Origin of the sequence: Nannocystis punicea (genome assembly GCF_026965555.1) — a bacterium.
Lineage (GTDB): Bacteria > Myxococcota_A > Polyangia > Nannocystales > Nannocystaceae > Nannocystis > Nannocystis punicea.
This window is the reverse complement of sequence record NZ_CP114040.1, coordinates 13061952-13077080: the sequence shown is the minus strand read 5'-3', so window position 1 is coordinate 13077080 and position 15129 is coordinate 13061952. Positions and strand designations below refer to the sequence as shown.

10 protein-coding genes and 1 tRNA gene are annotated in these 15129 nt (G+C 71.7%); 6 read left to right on the top strand and 5 right to left on the bottom strand.

The features are described 5' to 3' along the window. Positions 1–86 precede the first annotated feature (86 nt). The gene (gene scpA, locus O0S08_RS50450) at positions 87–2201 is read right to left on the bottom strand and encodes a methylmalonyl-CoA mutase (protein ID WP_371879589.1); all 2115 of its coding nucleotides are present in this window, start codon (positions 2199–2201) and stop codon (positions 87–89) included. 47 nt (positions 2202–2248) lie between these two features. Continuing rightward, positions 2249–4792 (bottom strand): methylmalonyl-CoA mutase family protein, encoded by a 2544-nt coding sequence (locus O0S08_RS50445; RefSeq protein WP_269036741.1) that lies wholly within the window; start codon positions 4790–4792, stop codon positions 2249–2251. 60 nt (positions 4793–4852) lie between these two features. Here O0S08_RS50445 and O0S08_RS50440 point away from each other — a divergent pair, with 60 nt between their 5' ends. Continuing rightward, positions 4853–6367: a pentapeptide repeat-containing protein gene (locus O0S08_RS50440; protein ID WP_269036740.1), complete on the top strand. Its 1515-nt coding sequence runs from the start codon at positions 4853–4855 to the stop codon at positions 6365–6367. 406 nt (positions 6368–6773) lie between these two features. Here the strand turns inward: O0S08_RS50440 and O0S08_RS50435 are convergent, their stop codons facing one another. Next, positions 6774–7262 carry a DUF7919 family protein gene (locus O0S08_RS50435; RefSeq protein WP_269036739.1) on the bottom strand — a complete coding sequence of 163 codons (489 nt, stop codon included), beginning with the start codon at positions 7260–7262 and terminating at the stop codon, positions 6774–6776. Positions 7263–7624: 362 nt separating this feature from the next. On the opposite strand from O0S08_RS50435, the gene O0S08_RS50430 reads away from it, so the two are divergent. From O0S08_RS50430 to O0S08_RS50410, 5 genes are all read left to right on the top strand, one after another. Continuing rightward, a complete protein-coding gene (locus tag O0S08_RS50430; protein ID WP_269036738.1) occupies positions 7625–8269 on the top strand; it encodes a TetR/AcrR family transcriptional regulator in 645 nt (214 codons plus the stop codon). Between the two features lie 152 nt (positions 8270–8421). After that, positions 8422–8874, top strand: coding sequence for a hypothetical protein (locus tag O0S08_RS50425; RefSeq protein WP_269036737.1), 453 nt, complete (start codon positions 8422–8424; stop codon positions 8872–8874). 95 nt (positions 8875–8969) lie between these two features. Next, complete coding sequence (locus O0S08_RS50420; protein ID WP_269036736.1) at positions 8970–11090, top strand: cation:proton antiporter domain-containing protein; 2121 nt, start codon at positions 8970–8972, stop codon at positions 11088–11090. 37 nt (positions 11091–11127) lie between these two features. After that, positions 11128–11940: a helix-turn-helix domain-containing protein gene (locus O0S08_RS50415; protein WP_269036735.1), complete on the top strand. Its 813-nt coding sequence runs from the start codon at positions 11128–11130 to the stop codon at positions 11938–11940. A 1-nt stretch (position 11941) separates the two neighbouring features. Next, entirely contained in the window at positions 11942–12592 is a 651-nt protein-coding gene (locus O0S08_RS50410) for a hypothetical protein (protein WP_269036734.1), read from the top strand. 296 nt (positions 12593–12888) lie between these two features. On the opposite strand, the gene O0S08_RS50405 is transcribed toward O0S08_RS50410, so the two are convergent. Together O0S08_RS50405 and O0S08_RS50400 are read right to left on the bottom strand one after the other, a co-directional pair. Then, a tRNA-Lys gene (locus O0S08_RS50405) sits at positions 12889–13039 on the bottom strand. 456 nt (positions 13040–13495) lie between these two features. Beyond that, positions 13496–15049, bottom strand: a complete 1554-nt coding sequence (locus tag O0S08_RS50400; RefSeq protein WP_269036733.1) for a TROVE domain-containing protein — start codon at positions 15047–15049, stop codon at positions 13496–13498. Positions 15050–15129: the final 80 nt, after the last annotated feature.

Here is a 15129-nt window from a genome sequence, read left to right as displayed (position 1 = left end):
ATGGACGTCGCGCGCCGGATGCCGACGCTCGAGCGGACGAGGACGGTCGAGCTCCACGAGGTGGAGTTGAACTCTTCGGGCGCGCCTCAGTCCGCGTGGCCGAGGCGGCGCGCCAGCTCGTCGATGATCGCCTCGGCCGCGCTCGTCAGCACCGTGCCCGGGCCGAACACCGCGGCCACGCCCATCGCCTCGAGCGTGGCGACGTCCTGCGGCGGGATCACGCCGCCGACGACCACCATCATGTCGTCGCGGCCGAGCCGCTGCAGCTCCGCGCGCAGCTGCGGCACCAGAGTCAGGTGGCCGGCCGCCAGCGACGACACGCCGACCACGTGGACGTCGTTCTCGACCGCCTGCATCGCCGTCTCGGCGGGCGTCTGGAACAGCGGGCCGATGTCGACATCGAAGCCCATGTCGGCGAACGCGGTGGCGATCACCTTGGCGCCGCGGTCGTGCCCGTCCTGGCCCATCTTCGCCACCAGCAGCCGCGGCCGGCGGCCCTCCGCGCGGGCGAACGCCTCGGCCCTCGCCTGCACGCGCGCGACACTACGGTCGTCGTCCACCGCCGCACTATAGACGCCGCGGATCGTCCGCGTCACCGCCTGATGGCGGCCCCACACCTGCTCGAGCGCCGCGCTGACCTCGCCGACCGTCGCCTTCGCGCGCACCGCGTCGATCGCCAGCGCCAGCAGGTTGCCCTGGCCGTCGCCGGCGCAGCGGGCCAGGGCCGCGAGCGCGGCCTGTGTCGCCGCCTCGTCGCGCCCGCGGCGGAGCTCCTCGAGGCGCGCCAGCTGGGCCGCGCGCACCGCCGAGTTGTCGACCACCAGCACCTCGAGCGGCTCCTCCCGCTCCAGCCGCTGGCGGTTGACCCCGATCACCGCCTGCGCCCCGCTGTCGATGCGCCCCTGTGTCCGCGCCGCCGCCTCCTCGATGCGCAGCTTCGGCAGGCCCTGCACGATCGCCTGGGCCATCCCGCCCAGCGACTCGACCTCCTGAATCAAGGACCATGCCCTTTCGGCCAGCTCGTGCGTCAGCGACTCGATGTAGTAGCTGCCGCCGAGCGCGTCGATCGTGCGGCACACCCCGGCCTCTTCTTGCAGGTAGATCTGGGTGTTGCGGGCGATCCGCGCCGAGAAGTCGGTCGGCAGGGCCAGCGCCTCGTCGAAGCTGTTGGTGTGCAGCGACTGCGTCCCGCCGAGCACCGCCGCCAGCGCCTCGACGCAGGTGCGGGCGACGTTGTTGTACGGGTCCTGGGCTGCCAGGCTCCACCCCGACGTCTGGCAATGGGTGCGCAGGGCCAGGCTCTTGTCGCTCTTCGCCCCGAAGCCGCGCACGATCTTGGCCCACAACAGCCGCGCCGCCCGCAGCTTCGCCACCTCCATCGCCAGGTTCATGCCGATGCCGAAGAAGAACGACAGCCGCGGCGCGAACGCGTCGACGTCGAGCCCCGCGCGCACGCCTGTGCGCACGTACTCGAGCCCGTCGGCCAGGGTGTAGGCCAGCTCGAGGTCGGCGGTCGCCCCGGCCTCCTGCATGTGGTAGCCGGAGATGCTGATGCTGTTGAAGCGCGGCATGTGCTTCGCCGTGTAGGCGAAGATGTCCGCCACGATCCGCATCGACGGCTCGGGCGGATAGATGTACGTGTTGCGGACCATGAACTCTTTTAAAATGTCGTTCTGGATGGTCCCGCTGAGCTGCGCCGGCCGCACTCCTTGCTCCTCGGCGGCGACGACGTAGAGCGCGAGGATCGGCAGCACCGCCCCGTTCATCGTCATCGACACCGACATCTGGTCGAGCGGGATGCCGGCGAACAGCACCCGCATGTCGAGGATCGAGTCGATCGCCACCCCGGCCATGCCGACGTCGCCGAGGACGCGCGGGTGGTCGGAGTCGTAGCCGCGGTGGGTCGCCAGGTCGAACGCGATCGACAGGCCCTTCTGCCCGGCCGCGAGGTTGCGGCGGTAGAAGGCGTTGCTCTCCTCCGCGGTCGAGAACCCGGCGTACTGGCGGATCGTCCACGGCCGCTGGGTGTACATCGTCGCGTACGGCCCGCGCGTGAACGGCGGCAGCCCCGGCAGCGTGCGCAGGCAGGCCGGCTCGATCGCCTGCAGCGCCTCCGGCCCGTACGCCGGCGGCACCGCGATGCCCTCCGGCGTCGACCATGCCTGTCCTTCGGGACCTGTCTGAAGAGCCACCTGAGGCAGCTCGTCGTAGCGGAGCTGCGCGAGGTCGGGGAACGGCCGTGTCGTCGTCACGCGAGCACCTCCAGGCGCTGCTGCACCGCGCCGAGCGCCGCCAGGGCGTCGGCCCCCGCGGCGATGAACACATCGACGCCCGCGGCCGCGAGCGCCTCCCACTGGTCCTTGGGCCGACCGGCCAGAACGATCACCCGCGCGCCCGCGGCCCGCAGCCCCGGGACCAGCTCCGGCACCGTGGTCGCGTAGCGGGCGTCGGTCCCGCAGATCACCGCGACCCGGGCTCCGCGGTTGGCGAACCGCGCCGCCGCCACCTGGACCTCCTCGGTCGCCTCGTCCTCGACCACCTCGAAGCCGCCGACCGGGAAGTACGCCCGCGCGTACTCGACCCGCGGCCGCACCTCGCTCGCGGTCCCGAACGGCACCAGCACCACCCTCGGCGAGCCCAGCGCCTCCCCGCGGGTCCGCAGCGCCTCGAACGGCTCCGCGAGCCGCCCGCGCGAGAGCGGCGTCACCCGCGAGCCCGGCCCCGGCCGCCTCAGCCCGACGAGCCCGCGCCCGGCGGCGATCGCTGCTTGCACTTCGGACATGCTCCAAAGCACATGTGCATCCGGCCATGTACCTTGCGACAGGATCTTATGAAGAGCCGCTGCGCGCGCCATCGAATCGCTCGCGCCGCCGACCGCTCCCGCCGAATCGCTCGCGTCGCCAGAGCCCGTCTCCGCAGAGCCGCTCGCGCCCGCCGAATCACTCGCGTCGCCAGATCCTCTCGCGCCCGCCGAGTCACTCGCACCGGCCTCGCTCGTCCCCACGTTGCCGCTCACGCCGCCCGCTTGAGCCGAATCGCTCCCGCTCGCCCCTGCTCCTGCGGAGCCGACCTGCTTCACCGCCTGCGGTCCGAGCGGCGGGCCCATCGGCCGCGCCGCGTACCGGCTCGCGCCCACGATCGGCAGCCGCAGCGTCGCCACCGCCTGCGCCTGCGCCTGCACGGCCGCGGCCACTCGCCCCTGCACCGCGCCCGCGCGCAGCGACGCCAGCAGCCCGCCCTCGCGCTCGATCGCCTGCAGCCGCGGCCACGCCGCTCGAGCCAGCGCGTCGGTCGTGCGCTCAATTGTAAAACTTCCGCCGGCGGCGTCCTGCACTGCGCCGAGGTGGGACTCGTCGCGCAGCAGCAGCTGCGTGTTGCGAGCGAGCCGGCGTCCCAGCTCCGACGGCTCGCCGAGCCCCTCGTCGAGGGCCGGCAGGGCCAGCGAGTCGGCCCCGCCGAGCGCCGCGGTGACGCCCTCCGTGGTCGCGCGGATCAGGTTGACCCACGGGTCGAGGTTGCTGAGCTCGCGCCGCGACGCCCGCGCGTGCAGCCGCATCACCTGTCCTTTGGGACCGACGCCGCAGACCGCGGCCACGCGCGCCCACAGGCTCCGCGTCGCCCGCAGCTTGGCCAGCTCGAGCGGCAGGTCGCGCCCGACCGCCAGCACGAACACCAGCGCCTCCGCGGCCGCGTCGACCTCGACGCCCGCGCGCTGGAGCCCGCGCAGGTGCTCGAGCGCGGCCGCCAGCGCCCCCGCGATCTCGTCGGCTGCGCTGGCCCCGGCCTCGTGCCACGGCGTCGCGTCGACCAGCGCAGTGCGCAGCCCCGGCGCCCGGGCCCGCGCCCAACCTGTCAATTCGGCCATGTCCTGATAGACATGCTCGATCGACCAGCCGATCTCACCGACCGCGAGCAGCAGCGCCAGCGGATCGCCGGCGACCGCCCCGCGCAGCTGCGCGAGCGCGACCCCGCGCCGCTCCGCCTCTCTCGCCAGCGCCGCCGCCACCGGCAGCGCGCGCAGCCCGGCGTCGATCACCACCTCGGCCCGGGCCAGGTCGACCCCCGCGAGCAGCGCCGCGACGTCGGCCGCCTCGCCGACGACCACCCCGGCGCGCGCCTTCGCCTCGACGCCTCGCCCGCTCCCGAAGGCCCCCGCACGCCCGCGCCCCGCCACCTCGCGCCCGCTCGCGCCCTCGCTCCTCGCGACCGCGGCCCCGCTCGCGCCCTCCGTCGTCGCACCGCGTCCGGTCCCCGCGCCCTCGCTCCCCGCGACCGCGGCCTCGCTCGCGTCCTCGTTCGTCGCACCGCGTCCGGTCCCCGCGCCCTCGCTCCCCGCGACCGCGGCCTCGCTCGCGCCCTCGTTCGTCGCACCGCCTCCGGTCCCCGCGCCCTCGCTCGCGGCCGCCGTCCCCGCGCCGTCCGCGACCTCGCGTCCGCTCGCCTCACCGACGCCGGCTGCGAGGACCTCGTCGAGCACGAACCATGCCGCATCTGTCCCGCGGGACAGGTCCTCGGCCGCCGCCGCGCCGGCCTCGCGGGCCCGCATCTGCCGGTACTCCTGGGCGATGGCCCAGCCGCGGCGGGCTCGTGCCAGCAGCGGCGCGCGCGGCACCGCCGACCCGACGTCCTCCGCAGTCACCAGCGGCGCCAGCTCGAGCCCTTCGGGCGTGCGCGTCACGAGTTTTTGGGTGGACGCGCCCCCCAGCTCGCGGGTCGCCAGCTCACGCCAGTCGGCGAGCGTCACCGGTGGGAATCCGCAGAGGCTGTCGCGCGTCGCGTCGTCGTCCGCCACCCGCGGATGATACGCCGCGCCCCTGCGACCAGCTATAGTGCGCCCCGCCCCGAGCCCGCGATGACCAAGCCGCAGCCCGTGACCTCGCCCTCGTCGCCGCCCCCGTTCCGCCCGTCGCGCAACCCCATCGTGCGCCTGGTCCTGTGGTTCACCGAACCGTCGATGATCAAGGGCATGGCCGTGGGCGTCGTGCTGGCGCTGCTCGGCGGGGTCGCGCTCAAGCTCGACGCCGCCTGGTACATCGCCAGCGGCCTGATGCTCGTGCTCGCGGCGCTGATCTTCGGCGCAGTCGTCGGCCACTACCTGTTCGAGGCGCGCCGCAAGCGCCTGCAACGACACGGCCTGGACATGCTGCGCCAGGCCGGCAGCGAGCTGCCCGGCCTCGGCGACGAGCTCGCGGTGGTGGTCCTCCAGCGCGACATGAGCCACCTCCCGAGCTTCTGGGAGCGCCTCCGTCGCTTGCGCCCCGCGGTCGAGGAGGTCGCCGGCCTCGGCCTCGCCGCCTTCTTCCGCATGGCCGCGCTGTCGGCCCTGTTCGCGGTGCTCGGCAGCGCGATCAGCTTCGCAGTGTTCCTCACCTCCTTCATGCAGGTCGAGCGGATGACCGAGCAGAACGAGCTCATCAAGGTCCAGACCAACCTCACGATCAAGCAGCTCGAGTTCGAGACGACGCGCCAGGCCGTCGAGATCGCCCTCAGCATCGCCGACCGGCGCCAGACCACCGCCCGCGAGGTGTTCGCCGCCATCGCCAACGACCCGGGCAAGGGCACGAGCGACGACGGTCGCAAGAACCTGACCCAAGGGACACGTCTCCTCATCACCGCCACGGTCTCGCAGCTGCAGCCGTACAAGGGCGTCGACCCGGTCGAGAACAAGGTGACCGAGGAGGTGAAGAGCCCCGAGCAGGAGCAGATCCTCCGCTACCTCTCGGCGGTCAACGTCGACGTCAGCGAGATCGACCTGTCGCGCGCCTTCCTCGCCCACGTCGACCTGCACAGCACCGAGCTGCCGCAGCTGCAGCTGCCCGGCGTCAACATCCAGCAGGCCGCGCTCTACGACGCCAAGTTCCCCGGCGCCAACCTGGCGCTCGCCGACCTGTCGATCTCCCAGCTCGCGCGCACCGACCTCAGCGGCGCCAACCTCACCGACGCCAAGCTCGTCGACGCCATCCTCGTCGACGCCGTCCTCAGCGACGCCAACCTCGTGCGCGCCGACCTCACGCGCGCCAGCCTGCGCAAGACCGTGCTCAAGCAGGCCCAGCTCGGCAGCGCCAACCTGAACGGCGTCGACTTCGCCCAGTGCGACCTCGCCAGCGCCGACCTCACCGACGCCGACCTCGCCCTCGCCGACCTCAGCGGCCTCGATCGCACCCCGCTGGTCCCCAAGATCCGCGGCGCCGCCTCCTGGTGGCTCGCCGTCTACAGCGACGACTACGCCGCCAAGCTCGGCGTCAGCCCGGCCCAGAACGCCAAGAACCGCGAGGCCATGGTCCGCATGCGCGCCGCCACCACCATCGACGCCGCGCGAGCGATCGTCACCGAGGCCAAGGCCGCCGCCCCCAACGCGCCGGGCTGAGCTGCATCGGCGGCGCGGCCCCAGAGCGCCGGGGACCGCGAGCGGATGAGCGGACTCATCGAGCATGTCCGTTCAGACATGTACGCCGGCGGCACGGCCCCAGCGCGCCGACAACCGCGAGCGTCTGAGCTGACTCATCGAGCATGTCCGTTCGGACACAGGCGTGGATTCGCGGCGCCGCGGTCGCATGTCCTTCAGGACATGTCCTCGTTTCAGACCCCCGCGAAAAGTCAGCCGCAAGCAGTTCGCAGTCGGGCACGAGACGATGTAACCGGAGCCGCGATCGTCGAGCGACAGCAGCCCGCCGCGGCGCAAGCAGCCGCGGTCCGGCGCGCCGAAAGCCTCGATCTCCGCCACCGCGGCGTCCGCGTTGGCGAGGTCGGCCGCGAGCCGCGCCCGCTCGGCGTCACGCTCGCTCGCCACTGCGTGCCTTCCTCGCTCGTTTCCTCGGCGTCGGCCGCATGGCCCGAGAACTCTCCTCGAACAGCCGCTCCGAGACCGCCCGCGGGTCCCACCCGTCGCCCCCGGGCTGCCACGCGTCCACCGCCTGCAGGAACTCCTCCGGCGGTCGGTACTGATGCTCGGAGACGTAGTGAACGATCAGCGTCGGCGCGGAGTAGATGATCCCGGACGACCCGCGCAGCCAGATCTCCGCGGACGCGAGCCAGCGCTGCTCCGCGGTGCAATCCTCCTCATCCTGGCCACACAGCTCACAGGGATGAAATCCGCGGGTCTGGCAGACCCGCCAGTCGCGCTCCGCCAGCCGCAGCTTGTCGAGCACGCCCGGCGTCACCGACCCCCGCGTAAACGGCTGCCCCACAGCCAGCCAGCCGACGTGCACGACCCCCGGCAACTCGCGCACATGATCGTAGGGCGCCAGATCGGCGAAGAACACCTCGCGATGTTCGCGCAAGACCTCGCCGAGTCAAGCGCCGAGGGAGCGCGCCGCAGGTCGACCTGCTCGGGCCGTTGCCTGAGCGGGAGATCGCCGGGACGGACGGCGCTGCGGCTGCTCGACCCGAGCGCCGAGACTTCGAGCGCCGGCGACCGAGGATGTCCCAAGGGACAGACCGTGCCACGCCGATCGACCGCCTTTCGCCTCCCCGTCGGTTGCGCTCGTCCACGCCGCGCTCGGCCGGGTCGACGCCGCTCTGTGCGCCATCGCCCGCCGACGCGGCACCTCGAGAACCCGCCTTGACGCCCTCCTCCGGCCGCGCTAACCAATAGACCAGTCGGTCTAACCCATCGGTCGAACGCATGCCGTTGCCGCGCTTCACCACCCTCGCGCCCGAGCGGCGCGCAGCGATCCTCGCCGCCGCGGCCGAGGAGTTCGCGCGCGCCGGGCTCGAGGGCGCCAGCTACAACCGCATCATCGCCCGCGCCGGCGCCAGCAAGGGCGCGATGTACTACTACTTCGACAACAAGGAGGACCTGCTCCTCACAGTCGTCGCCGACCTGGCCGAAAGGTCAGCCGCGGCCATCGGCCGGCCGGGCGAGTTCGCCGACGCCGCCGGCTTCTGGCGCGAATTGCGGGCCCTGTGCGCGCGGATGGTCGCGTTCTTCCTCGCCGACCCGCACGTCGCCGGCCTGGCCAAGCGCCTGCTGGGCGCCAGCGGCGAGTCGGCGCCCGGCCGGGCAGTCGCCGCGCGCTCGCGGCAGATCGAGCACTTCACCGCCGAGCTGCTGCGCCAGGGCCAGGCCGTCGGCGCGGTGCGCACGGACCTCCCGCTCGAGCTCCTCGCTCACCTCGTCACCGGCGTCGGCGAGGCCGTCGACCGCTGGCTGCTCGCCCGCACCGACCCACTGCAGCCGGACGAGCTCGCCGCGCTGCCCGACCGCTGCGTCGACCTCGTCGCGCGCCTCGCCGCGCCCGAGCCATCGCCCCCGCGCCGCGCGACGTGACCCCTTCGTCGCCTCCATAGCGGGCGACCTCCAGCGCGCCCGCCCTCGCGATCCATGTGCATTCAAGGACATGTCTCGAAGAACACACCGTCACCGCCGGCGAGCGACCGGCCGCAACCTCGCCGCGACCGCCCGCGGCAGCTCGGAGTGACATGACCCAAAAGCCAGCCTACCTCGCAGCCGCCAGCCCGCTCACCCTCGCCGAGGGCCTCGAAGAGTTCGCCGCCGCCAACCCCGGCCTCCTGCCGCCCGGCGACGGCGAGCTGCGGGAGTTCATCCGCGCCCACGACGCCTGCCACGTCCTGTTCGGCCTCACCACCACGGTCGAGGACGAGGCCGTCGCCGACACCTGGACGATCTTCGGCTCGGACGTCCCGCTGCGGCGCTACGCCTCCTACCTCAAGAACCCGGAGATCGCCGGCCTCATCGAACAGATCGGTTGGTGGCAGATGGGCCTCGGCACCCTGCGCGCGCTCCCGCGGGTGCTCCGCGCGATCGGCCGCGCCCGTCGCATGAGCGCGCCCTGGCCCTTCTTCGACTACGCACGCGCCCTCGACGTGCCGCTCGCCGAGCTCCGGGGACGCTACAACGTGCACCCCGTCTAGCGCTCGCGGCGCCAGTAGGGGGGCATCGTCCCTGATTGACGGCCGCGGCGAGCCGGTGATAAGCGATCACTTAATCCACCGACGACCGAGGCTTCATGGCGTTTCTCCTCCATAGCCCGCTTTGCCTGCTGATCGCCCAGCTCGTCATCATCATCACCACCGCGCGCGTGCTCGGCGTGGTCGCCCGGAAGATCCACCAGCCGCTGGTGATCGCCGAGGTCGTCGCCGGCATCCTGCTCGGGCCCTCGCTGCTCGGCCTCGTCGCGCCCGACGTCAAGGCCGCGCTGTTCCCCGCGGCCTCGCTGGGGATCCTCGGCATGCTCAGCCAGGTCGGGCTGATCCTGTTCATGTTCCTGGTCGGCCTCGAGATGGACCTCGGCATGCTCCGCGGCCGCGGCCGCGCCTCGGTGCTCATCAGTCACACGAGCATCATCGTCCCGTTCTCCCTCGGGGCCGTGCTCGCGCTCTACATCTACCCGACGCTCATGCCCCAGGGCGTCGCGTTCTCGTCGTTCACCCTGTTCATGGGCGCGGCGATGAGCATCACCGCCTTCCCGGTGTTGGCGCGCATCCTCACCGAACGTCGCCTGCTGCGCACCAAGGTCGGCGCGGTCACCATCACCTGCGCCGCGGTCGACGACGTCACCGCGTGGTGCATCCTCGCCTTCGTCGTCTCGATCGTCCGCGCCACCGCGCTGACCGAGGCCGTGGTCACCACCATCCTCGCCGTCGGCTACACCCTGGCGATGCTGCTGCTCGTGCGGCCGTTCCTCGCCCGCATGGCGGCGCGCGGCACCGGCCGCGAGGGGCTGACGCAGAACGTCGTCGCGGTCACCTTCGTCCTGCTGTTCCTGTCGGCCTGGGCGACCGAGCTGATCGGCATCCACGCCCTGTTCGGCGCCTTCCTGATGGGCGCGATCATCCCGCGCGAAGGCGGCTTCGCGCGCATCCTCGCCGAGAAGCTCGAGGACATCGTCGTCATCGTCCTGCTGCCGACCTTCTTCGCGCTCAGCGGCCTGCGCACCCAGATCGGCCTCTTGAACACCCCCGAGGCGTGGATCCAGTGCCTCCTCATCGTCCTCGTCGCCTGCCTCGGCAAGTTCGGCGGCAGCTACGTCGCCGCGCGCTGGACCGGCCTCGGCTGGCGCGAGTCGGCGGCCCTGGGGATCTTGATGAACACCCGCGGCCTGATGGAGCTGATCGTCCTCAACATCGGCCTCGAGCTCGGGGTGATCTCGCCGACCCTGTTCACGATGATGGTGCTGATGGCGCTGGTCACCACCTTCATGACCACGCCGATCTTGCAGGTCGTCTACCCGCCGGAGCTGCTGGCGCGAGAGCTGGCCGAGCCGCCGCAGCCTGACACCCGCGTCACCTTGCCCGAGGGCTTCAGCGTCCTGATGTGCGTCGCGTTCGACCGCTCCGGCCCCGGCATGGCTCAGGTCGCCGGCGCGCTGATCGGCAAGCAGACCGCCTCCGATCGCCTCTACGGCCTACAGCTGCACCGGCCGGCCGAGCGCACCTCGACCCTCCTCGAGGAGGAAGACAACGCCGAGAGCCCCGGCGCCCTCGAGCCGCTGCTCGCCCGCAGCCGCGACCACGGCCTCAGCGTGCGGCCGATGTCGTTCGTCTCCGGCGAGCCCGCGCGCGACATCTGCAGCGTCGCCGAGGTCAAGGACGTCGACCTGATCCTGCTCGGCTGGCACAAGACCCTGTTCGGCCAGGCCTTCCTCGGCGGCACCGTCCACGACGTCATCAAGGACGCTCGGGCCGACGTCGCCGTCCTCGTCAGCCGCGACCTCGGGGCCGTGCGCCGCGTGCTGGTGCCGTTCTGCGGCTCGCCCCACGACGAGGTCGCGGTCCGCATCGCGCGGCGCATGGCCTTCGCCGTCGGCGCCGAGGTCACCGTCCTGCGGATCCGCTTCCGCAACGCCGACGCGCCGCACATCGACGCCTTCCTCAAGGACATGGCCGCCGACCGGGTCACCATCGTCGAGGCGATCGACGACGGCAACAAGGCCGTCGACCTGGTCGTCAAGGCGGCAGAGGGGCAAGATCTCGTCGTGCTCGGGTCTGCCCCGCTGTCGCCCGACCAGATCATGACGCTCTGCCCGAACTCCTTCCTGGTCGTGCATCACCGCGAGCGGCCCGAGCCCGCGCAACGGCGCCCGCGCCCGCTCACCGAGCCGCAAACCGACGCGGTCGCGCACGCCTAGAATTTCGCCGCATCATCCTGTCTCCTGCGTACCCCCCATGCACTTCGGCGCCACCCTCCGCCTCCTCCGCGTCGACGCCGGCGTCAGTCTCCGCGCCCTCGCGCAGAAGATCGGCGTCTCGAGCGCGTACCTCAGCCGGGTCGAGAACGGCCACGACCAGGCCCCCACGCCCGATCGCCTGATGGCCATCGCCCGCGCCCTCGACCTGCCGCCGACGCTGCTCATCGACCTGGCCCAGCGCGTCTCGCCGTTCGTCGCCCGCTACCTCGAAGATGTCCCTTCGGCCAGCTACCTGTTCCTCGAGATCGCGCGGCGCAAGCTCAACGCCGCCCAGCTGGCGCGCGTGCACGCCTTCCTCGCGGCCGAGTTCCCGGCGCGGAGCGCCTCCCGGTCCGACGCGCCGCGCCTGCACGAGCTGCTCGCGCCGGAGCGGGTGCTCCTCAAGCTGTCGTGCAGCTACCTCGGGGACGCCATCGACGTCGCCGCGGTGCGCCTGGCGAACGCCGCACCCGGCCTCAACGCCGCCGCGATCGCCGGCGAGATCCGCGAACGCGAGCGCGAGTCGCCCACCGGCATCGGTCACGGCGTCGCAGTGCCGCACGCCCTCGCCGCCCACATCCGGCCGGTCGCCGCGCTCGTCACCCTCGCCCGGCCGCTCCAGGTCGCCACGCCCGACGACCTCCCGCTGCAGATGTTGCTCGTGATCGTCGGCGGCGGGCAGGCGCCGCTCGAGCTGCTCGCCCGCGCCGCGCGGCTGGCCACGCCCGACACCGTCGCTCAGCTGTGTCAGGCCACCACGCCCGACGCCGCGCTCGCGCACGTACGCCACGTCGAGAGCGAGTTCGGCTGACATGACGCTCAACGATCCGCCGGTCGACTTCCCGCGGGTCCTCGCAGTGCTGCAGGGCGCGCCGCCGGGGCCGCGGCCGAAGGGCGTCGCCGAGATGCTGCGCGTCCTCTTCACCAGCGAGACCGACACGGAGATCTCGCCGCGCGGCTTCGTCGTGCACTTCTCGTCGGGCAGGGCCATCCCGTACCCGTCCGAGCCGATGGCGGCCGCCCTCGCCGCGCTGCTCACCCGCGCGCAGATCTGTCCGCAAGGACAGCCGATGTCGTTTCGCCTCGTGGAGGAGGACGCCTACGCCCTGTCGGGCTTCCTCGACGCCGCGCGCTGGGTGTGGATCTTCCCCGGCGACGACCTCGTGCTCGTGGCCATGCGCAAGCCGACGAGCCCCGGCCCGCCGCCGGCCGTGCCGTCGCCGCTGCCGTCGCCGGTCCGGTCGAAGAAGTTGTACGCCCACCTCGTGCAGCCGCTCGCGTGCCCGCACTGCGAGCGCCTGTCGAAGGTCTATCGCGCCACCCTGGACGCGTGGATCTGCGGCGGCCCTCACTGCGGTCAATCGTTCAGCCCGCCGCACCGCGTGCGGGCGCTCGCCGAGCTGCGCGACGACGCCGGCGAGGTCGTCCGCGAGACCACCGCGCGCGCGAAGATCTACCGCTGACGCGCGCGCAGAAAAGGCGGGTCGCGACGAGGGGGAAGTGACGTCTCACCACGCGCTCTACCAGACCGAGCCACCGCTCCGGAGAGCGGGCTGGATTCGAACCAGCGACCTCGTGGTCCCATGTAGTCACTTCGGCATTCGCGACCCTGAAGAAGGCGGCTGCGACGAGGATTCGGCGAGACGTGGATCGGGAAAAGATGTAGTCCCGCCGGGCATTCGCAGCCAAAGAAGGTGGACCTCGACGAAAGTTGCGGAGACGTTCGTGCTCTACCAGCTGAGCTACCGCCCCGTACGAGTGGAGCGGGTCGGACTCGAACCGACGACCTCGACATTAAAAATGTAGTCCCCGCTGGGCATTCGAGGCCCGAATCGGTGCATGAGAGAGGAAAGGTGGACTCCGACGAGGGTCGAAGAGACGTGCGCGCTCTACCGCTGAGCTACCGCCCCATATGAGTGGAGCGGGCTGGATTCGAACCAGCGACCTCGATCTCCTTAAGATGTAGTCTCTCCGGGCATTCGGAGTCCAAAAGTCGTGTGTGCGAAGAAGGTGGGTCCTGACGAAGGATTGAAGAGACGACTTCGGTTCGCTCTACCGCCGAGCTACCGCTCCATGGGTTCGGAGCGGGCCGGATTCGAACCGGCGACCTTCCCGTTAACAATGTAGTCCCTCCGGCATTCAGGGCCCGGAGAAGGTGGGCTTCGACGAGGAATTGAAGAGACGAACTCGGTGCGTTCTGTCCGTTGAACTACCGCCCCTCGCGGGGCGAGCCGGAGTCGAACCGGCGGCTCACCGTTGGAAATGTAGTCCCTTCGGCATTCGAGGCCCGAAGAAAGCGGCTGCGACCATGGGTGGGCGGACCCGATGCATGCTCGCCCGGCATTCGCGGCCAAGGTGTCAGGCGTTCACAGGGTGACCGCCTCGATCGCGCGGACCCAGTGCTCGCCCGCGAGGCCGCCGCGCGCGAACGCGGCGATGAGCGAGAAGACGTCGTCGGAGAAGCCGCCGACGTTGAGGATGTCCTTGCGGTCAGGTGCCTGGGTGGTCGCGCCCGGCTGGACGTCGATGCAGACCAGCTGCGCCCTGGGGTTGCGGCCCTTGAAGGTCCGCCACTCCTCCATCACCTGCGTCCCGCGGCGGTACGTGCTGCGGGTGTCGATCCACGACTCGTTGTCGGACACGAAGATCACCAGGTCACCCTTGGCCTTGCGGCGGTTGAGCTCCTGCAGCGGGGCCGCGCAGTTGGTGCCGCCGGACGGGAGCTTCGCCAGGCGCTGCGCGTTGGTGAGGACGCTGTCGTGGCCGTCGATCTTGCACGGCACGACCTTGTCGTGGAACGGGATCACCTGGGTGTCACGGTTCTTGCGCACGAACGCCGCGGCGACCAGGGCCGCCACGTCGATGCAGCGCACCGCCGTGGTCGCGCCCTTGCGGTACCCCGTGGCCGGGGAGTGCATCGATCCCGAGACGTCGAGCAGGACGTAGACCTGACCCTGGACCTCGGGCACGTTGTCGAGCGCCGCCTCCATGGCGTCGTGGAGCGCGTCGCGGATCTTCTTCGGCACCGCGGCGTCGGCCTGCTTGTAGGCCATGAGCAGCTGATACGGGAACACCCGCGCCTTCCGCACCTCGTCGGGCGCGGCCAGCTTCTTGGCGAGCGCCTTGGTGAGCGCCGCGTCGTCGAACACGCCGTGGCGCAGGAAGGTGTTGAGGTTCATGCGCAGCATCTGCCAGCCGGCGCGAGCGGCGATCGCTCGCCACGCGCTCTCGCGCAGCGGCGTCCCGGTGAGCAGCTGGAACGGCACGTCGGGCACCTCGTCGGTGCGGCCGGCCTTGAAGTCCTCGAAGGCGCGGACGCACGCCGGCAGCTTCGCCGCGTCGTGCGGGCGGCCGAGCAGGTAGCCGTAGAGCGCGCTGCGGCCGTCGTCGCCCGGCTTGGGGTGGACCATCCGCAGCACGTCGGTCAGCGACGGGTCGTTGCCGACCGAGTCCGCCAGCACCTGGGCGTCGCTGCGGCGCTCGAGCCAGCGCCGCACCAGCCGCTTCGGCCGCGTCCCGAGCGAGCGCCGCCCGGTCGCGCCCGACCGCACGACCTGCACGAAGTTGCGCAGCATCTTGCCGTTGTCGCAGACCCGCCCGAACACCTTCTCGAGCGCCTCGCCGTTGCGGCTCGCCAGCTCCGCCAGCAGCAGCGCCGGCATGTCCTTCATGTGGCTGTGCTGCCGCGTGTACACGGCCGTCTTCGCCACGAACTCGGCGTCCACCTTGGCGACGAGCGCCCGCACCGCGTCGAGCTGGCCCTGGCCGCTCGTGTAAAACGTGTTGTTCAGGCAGCCGGTGGCGGCGTACTGCGCCAGCGCGTGCTTGTCGCTCAGGGCGTACGCCCGACCCCCGGCCTCGTTCACCGCGTCGGCGACGGGAGCGGCCTTGCGGGTGGTGAAGATGGAGAGGTTGACCATGACGGGCTCCTTGTCCGACCCCTTGAGCAGGCGGCGGACCGAAGGCCACGACGAGGGATGGTTCCTCGTAATTTCCAATA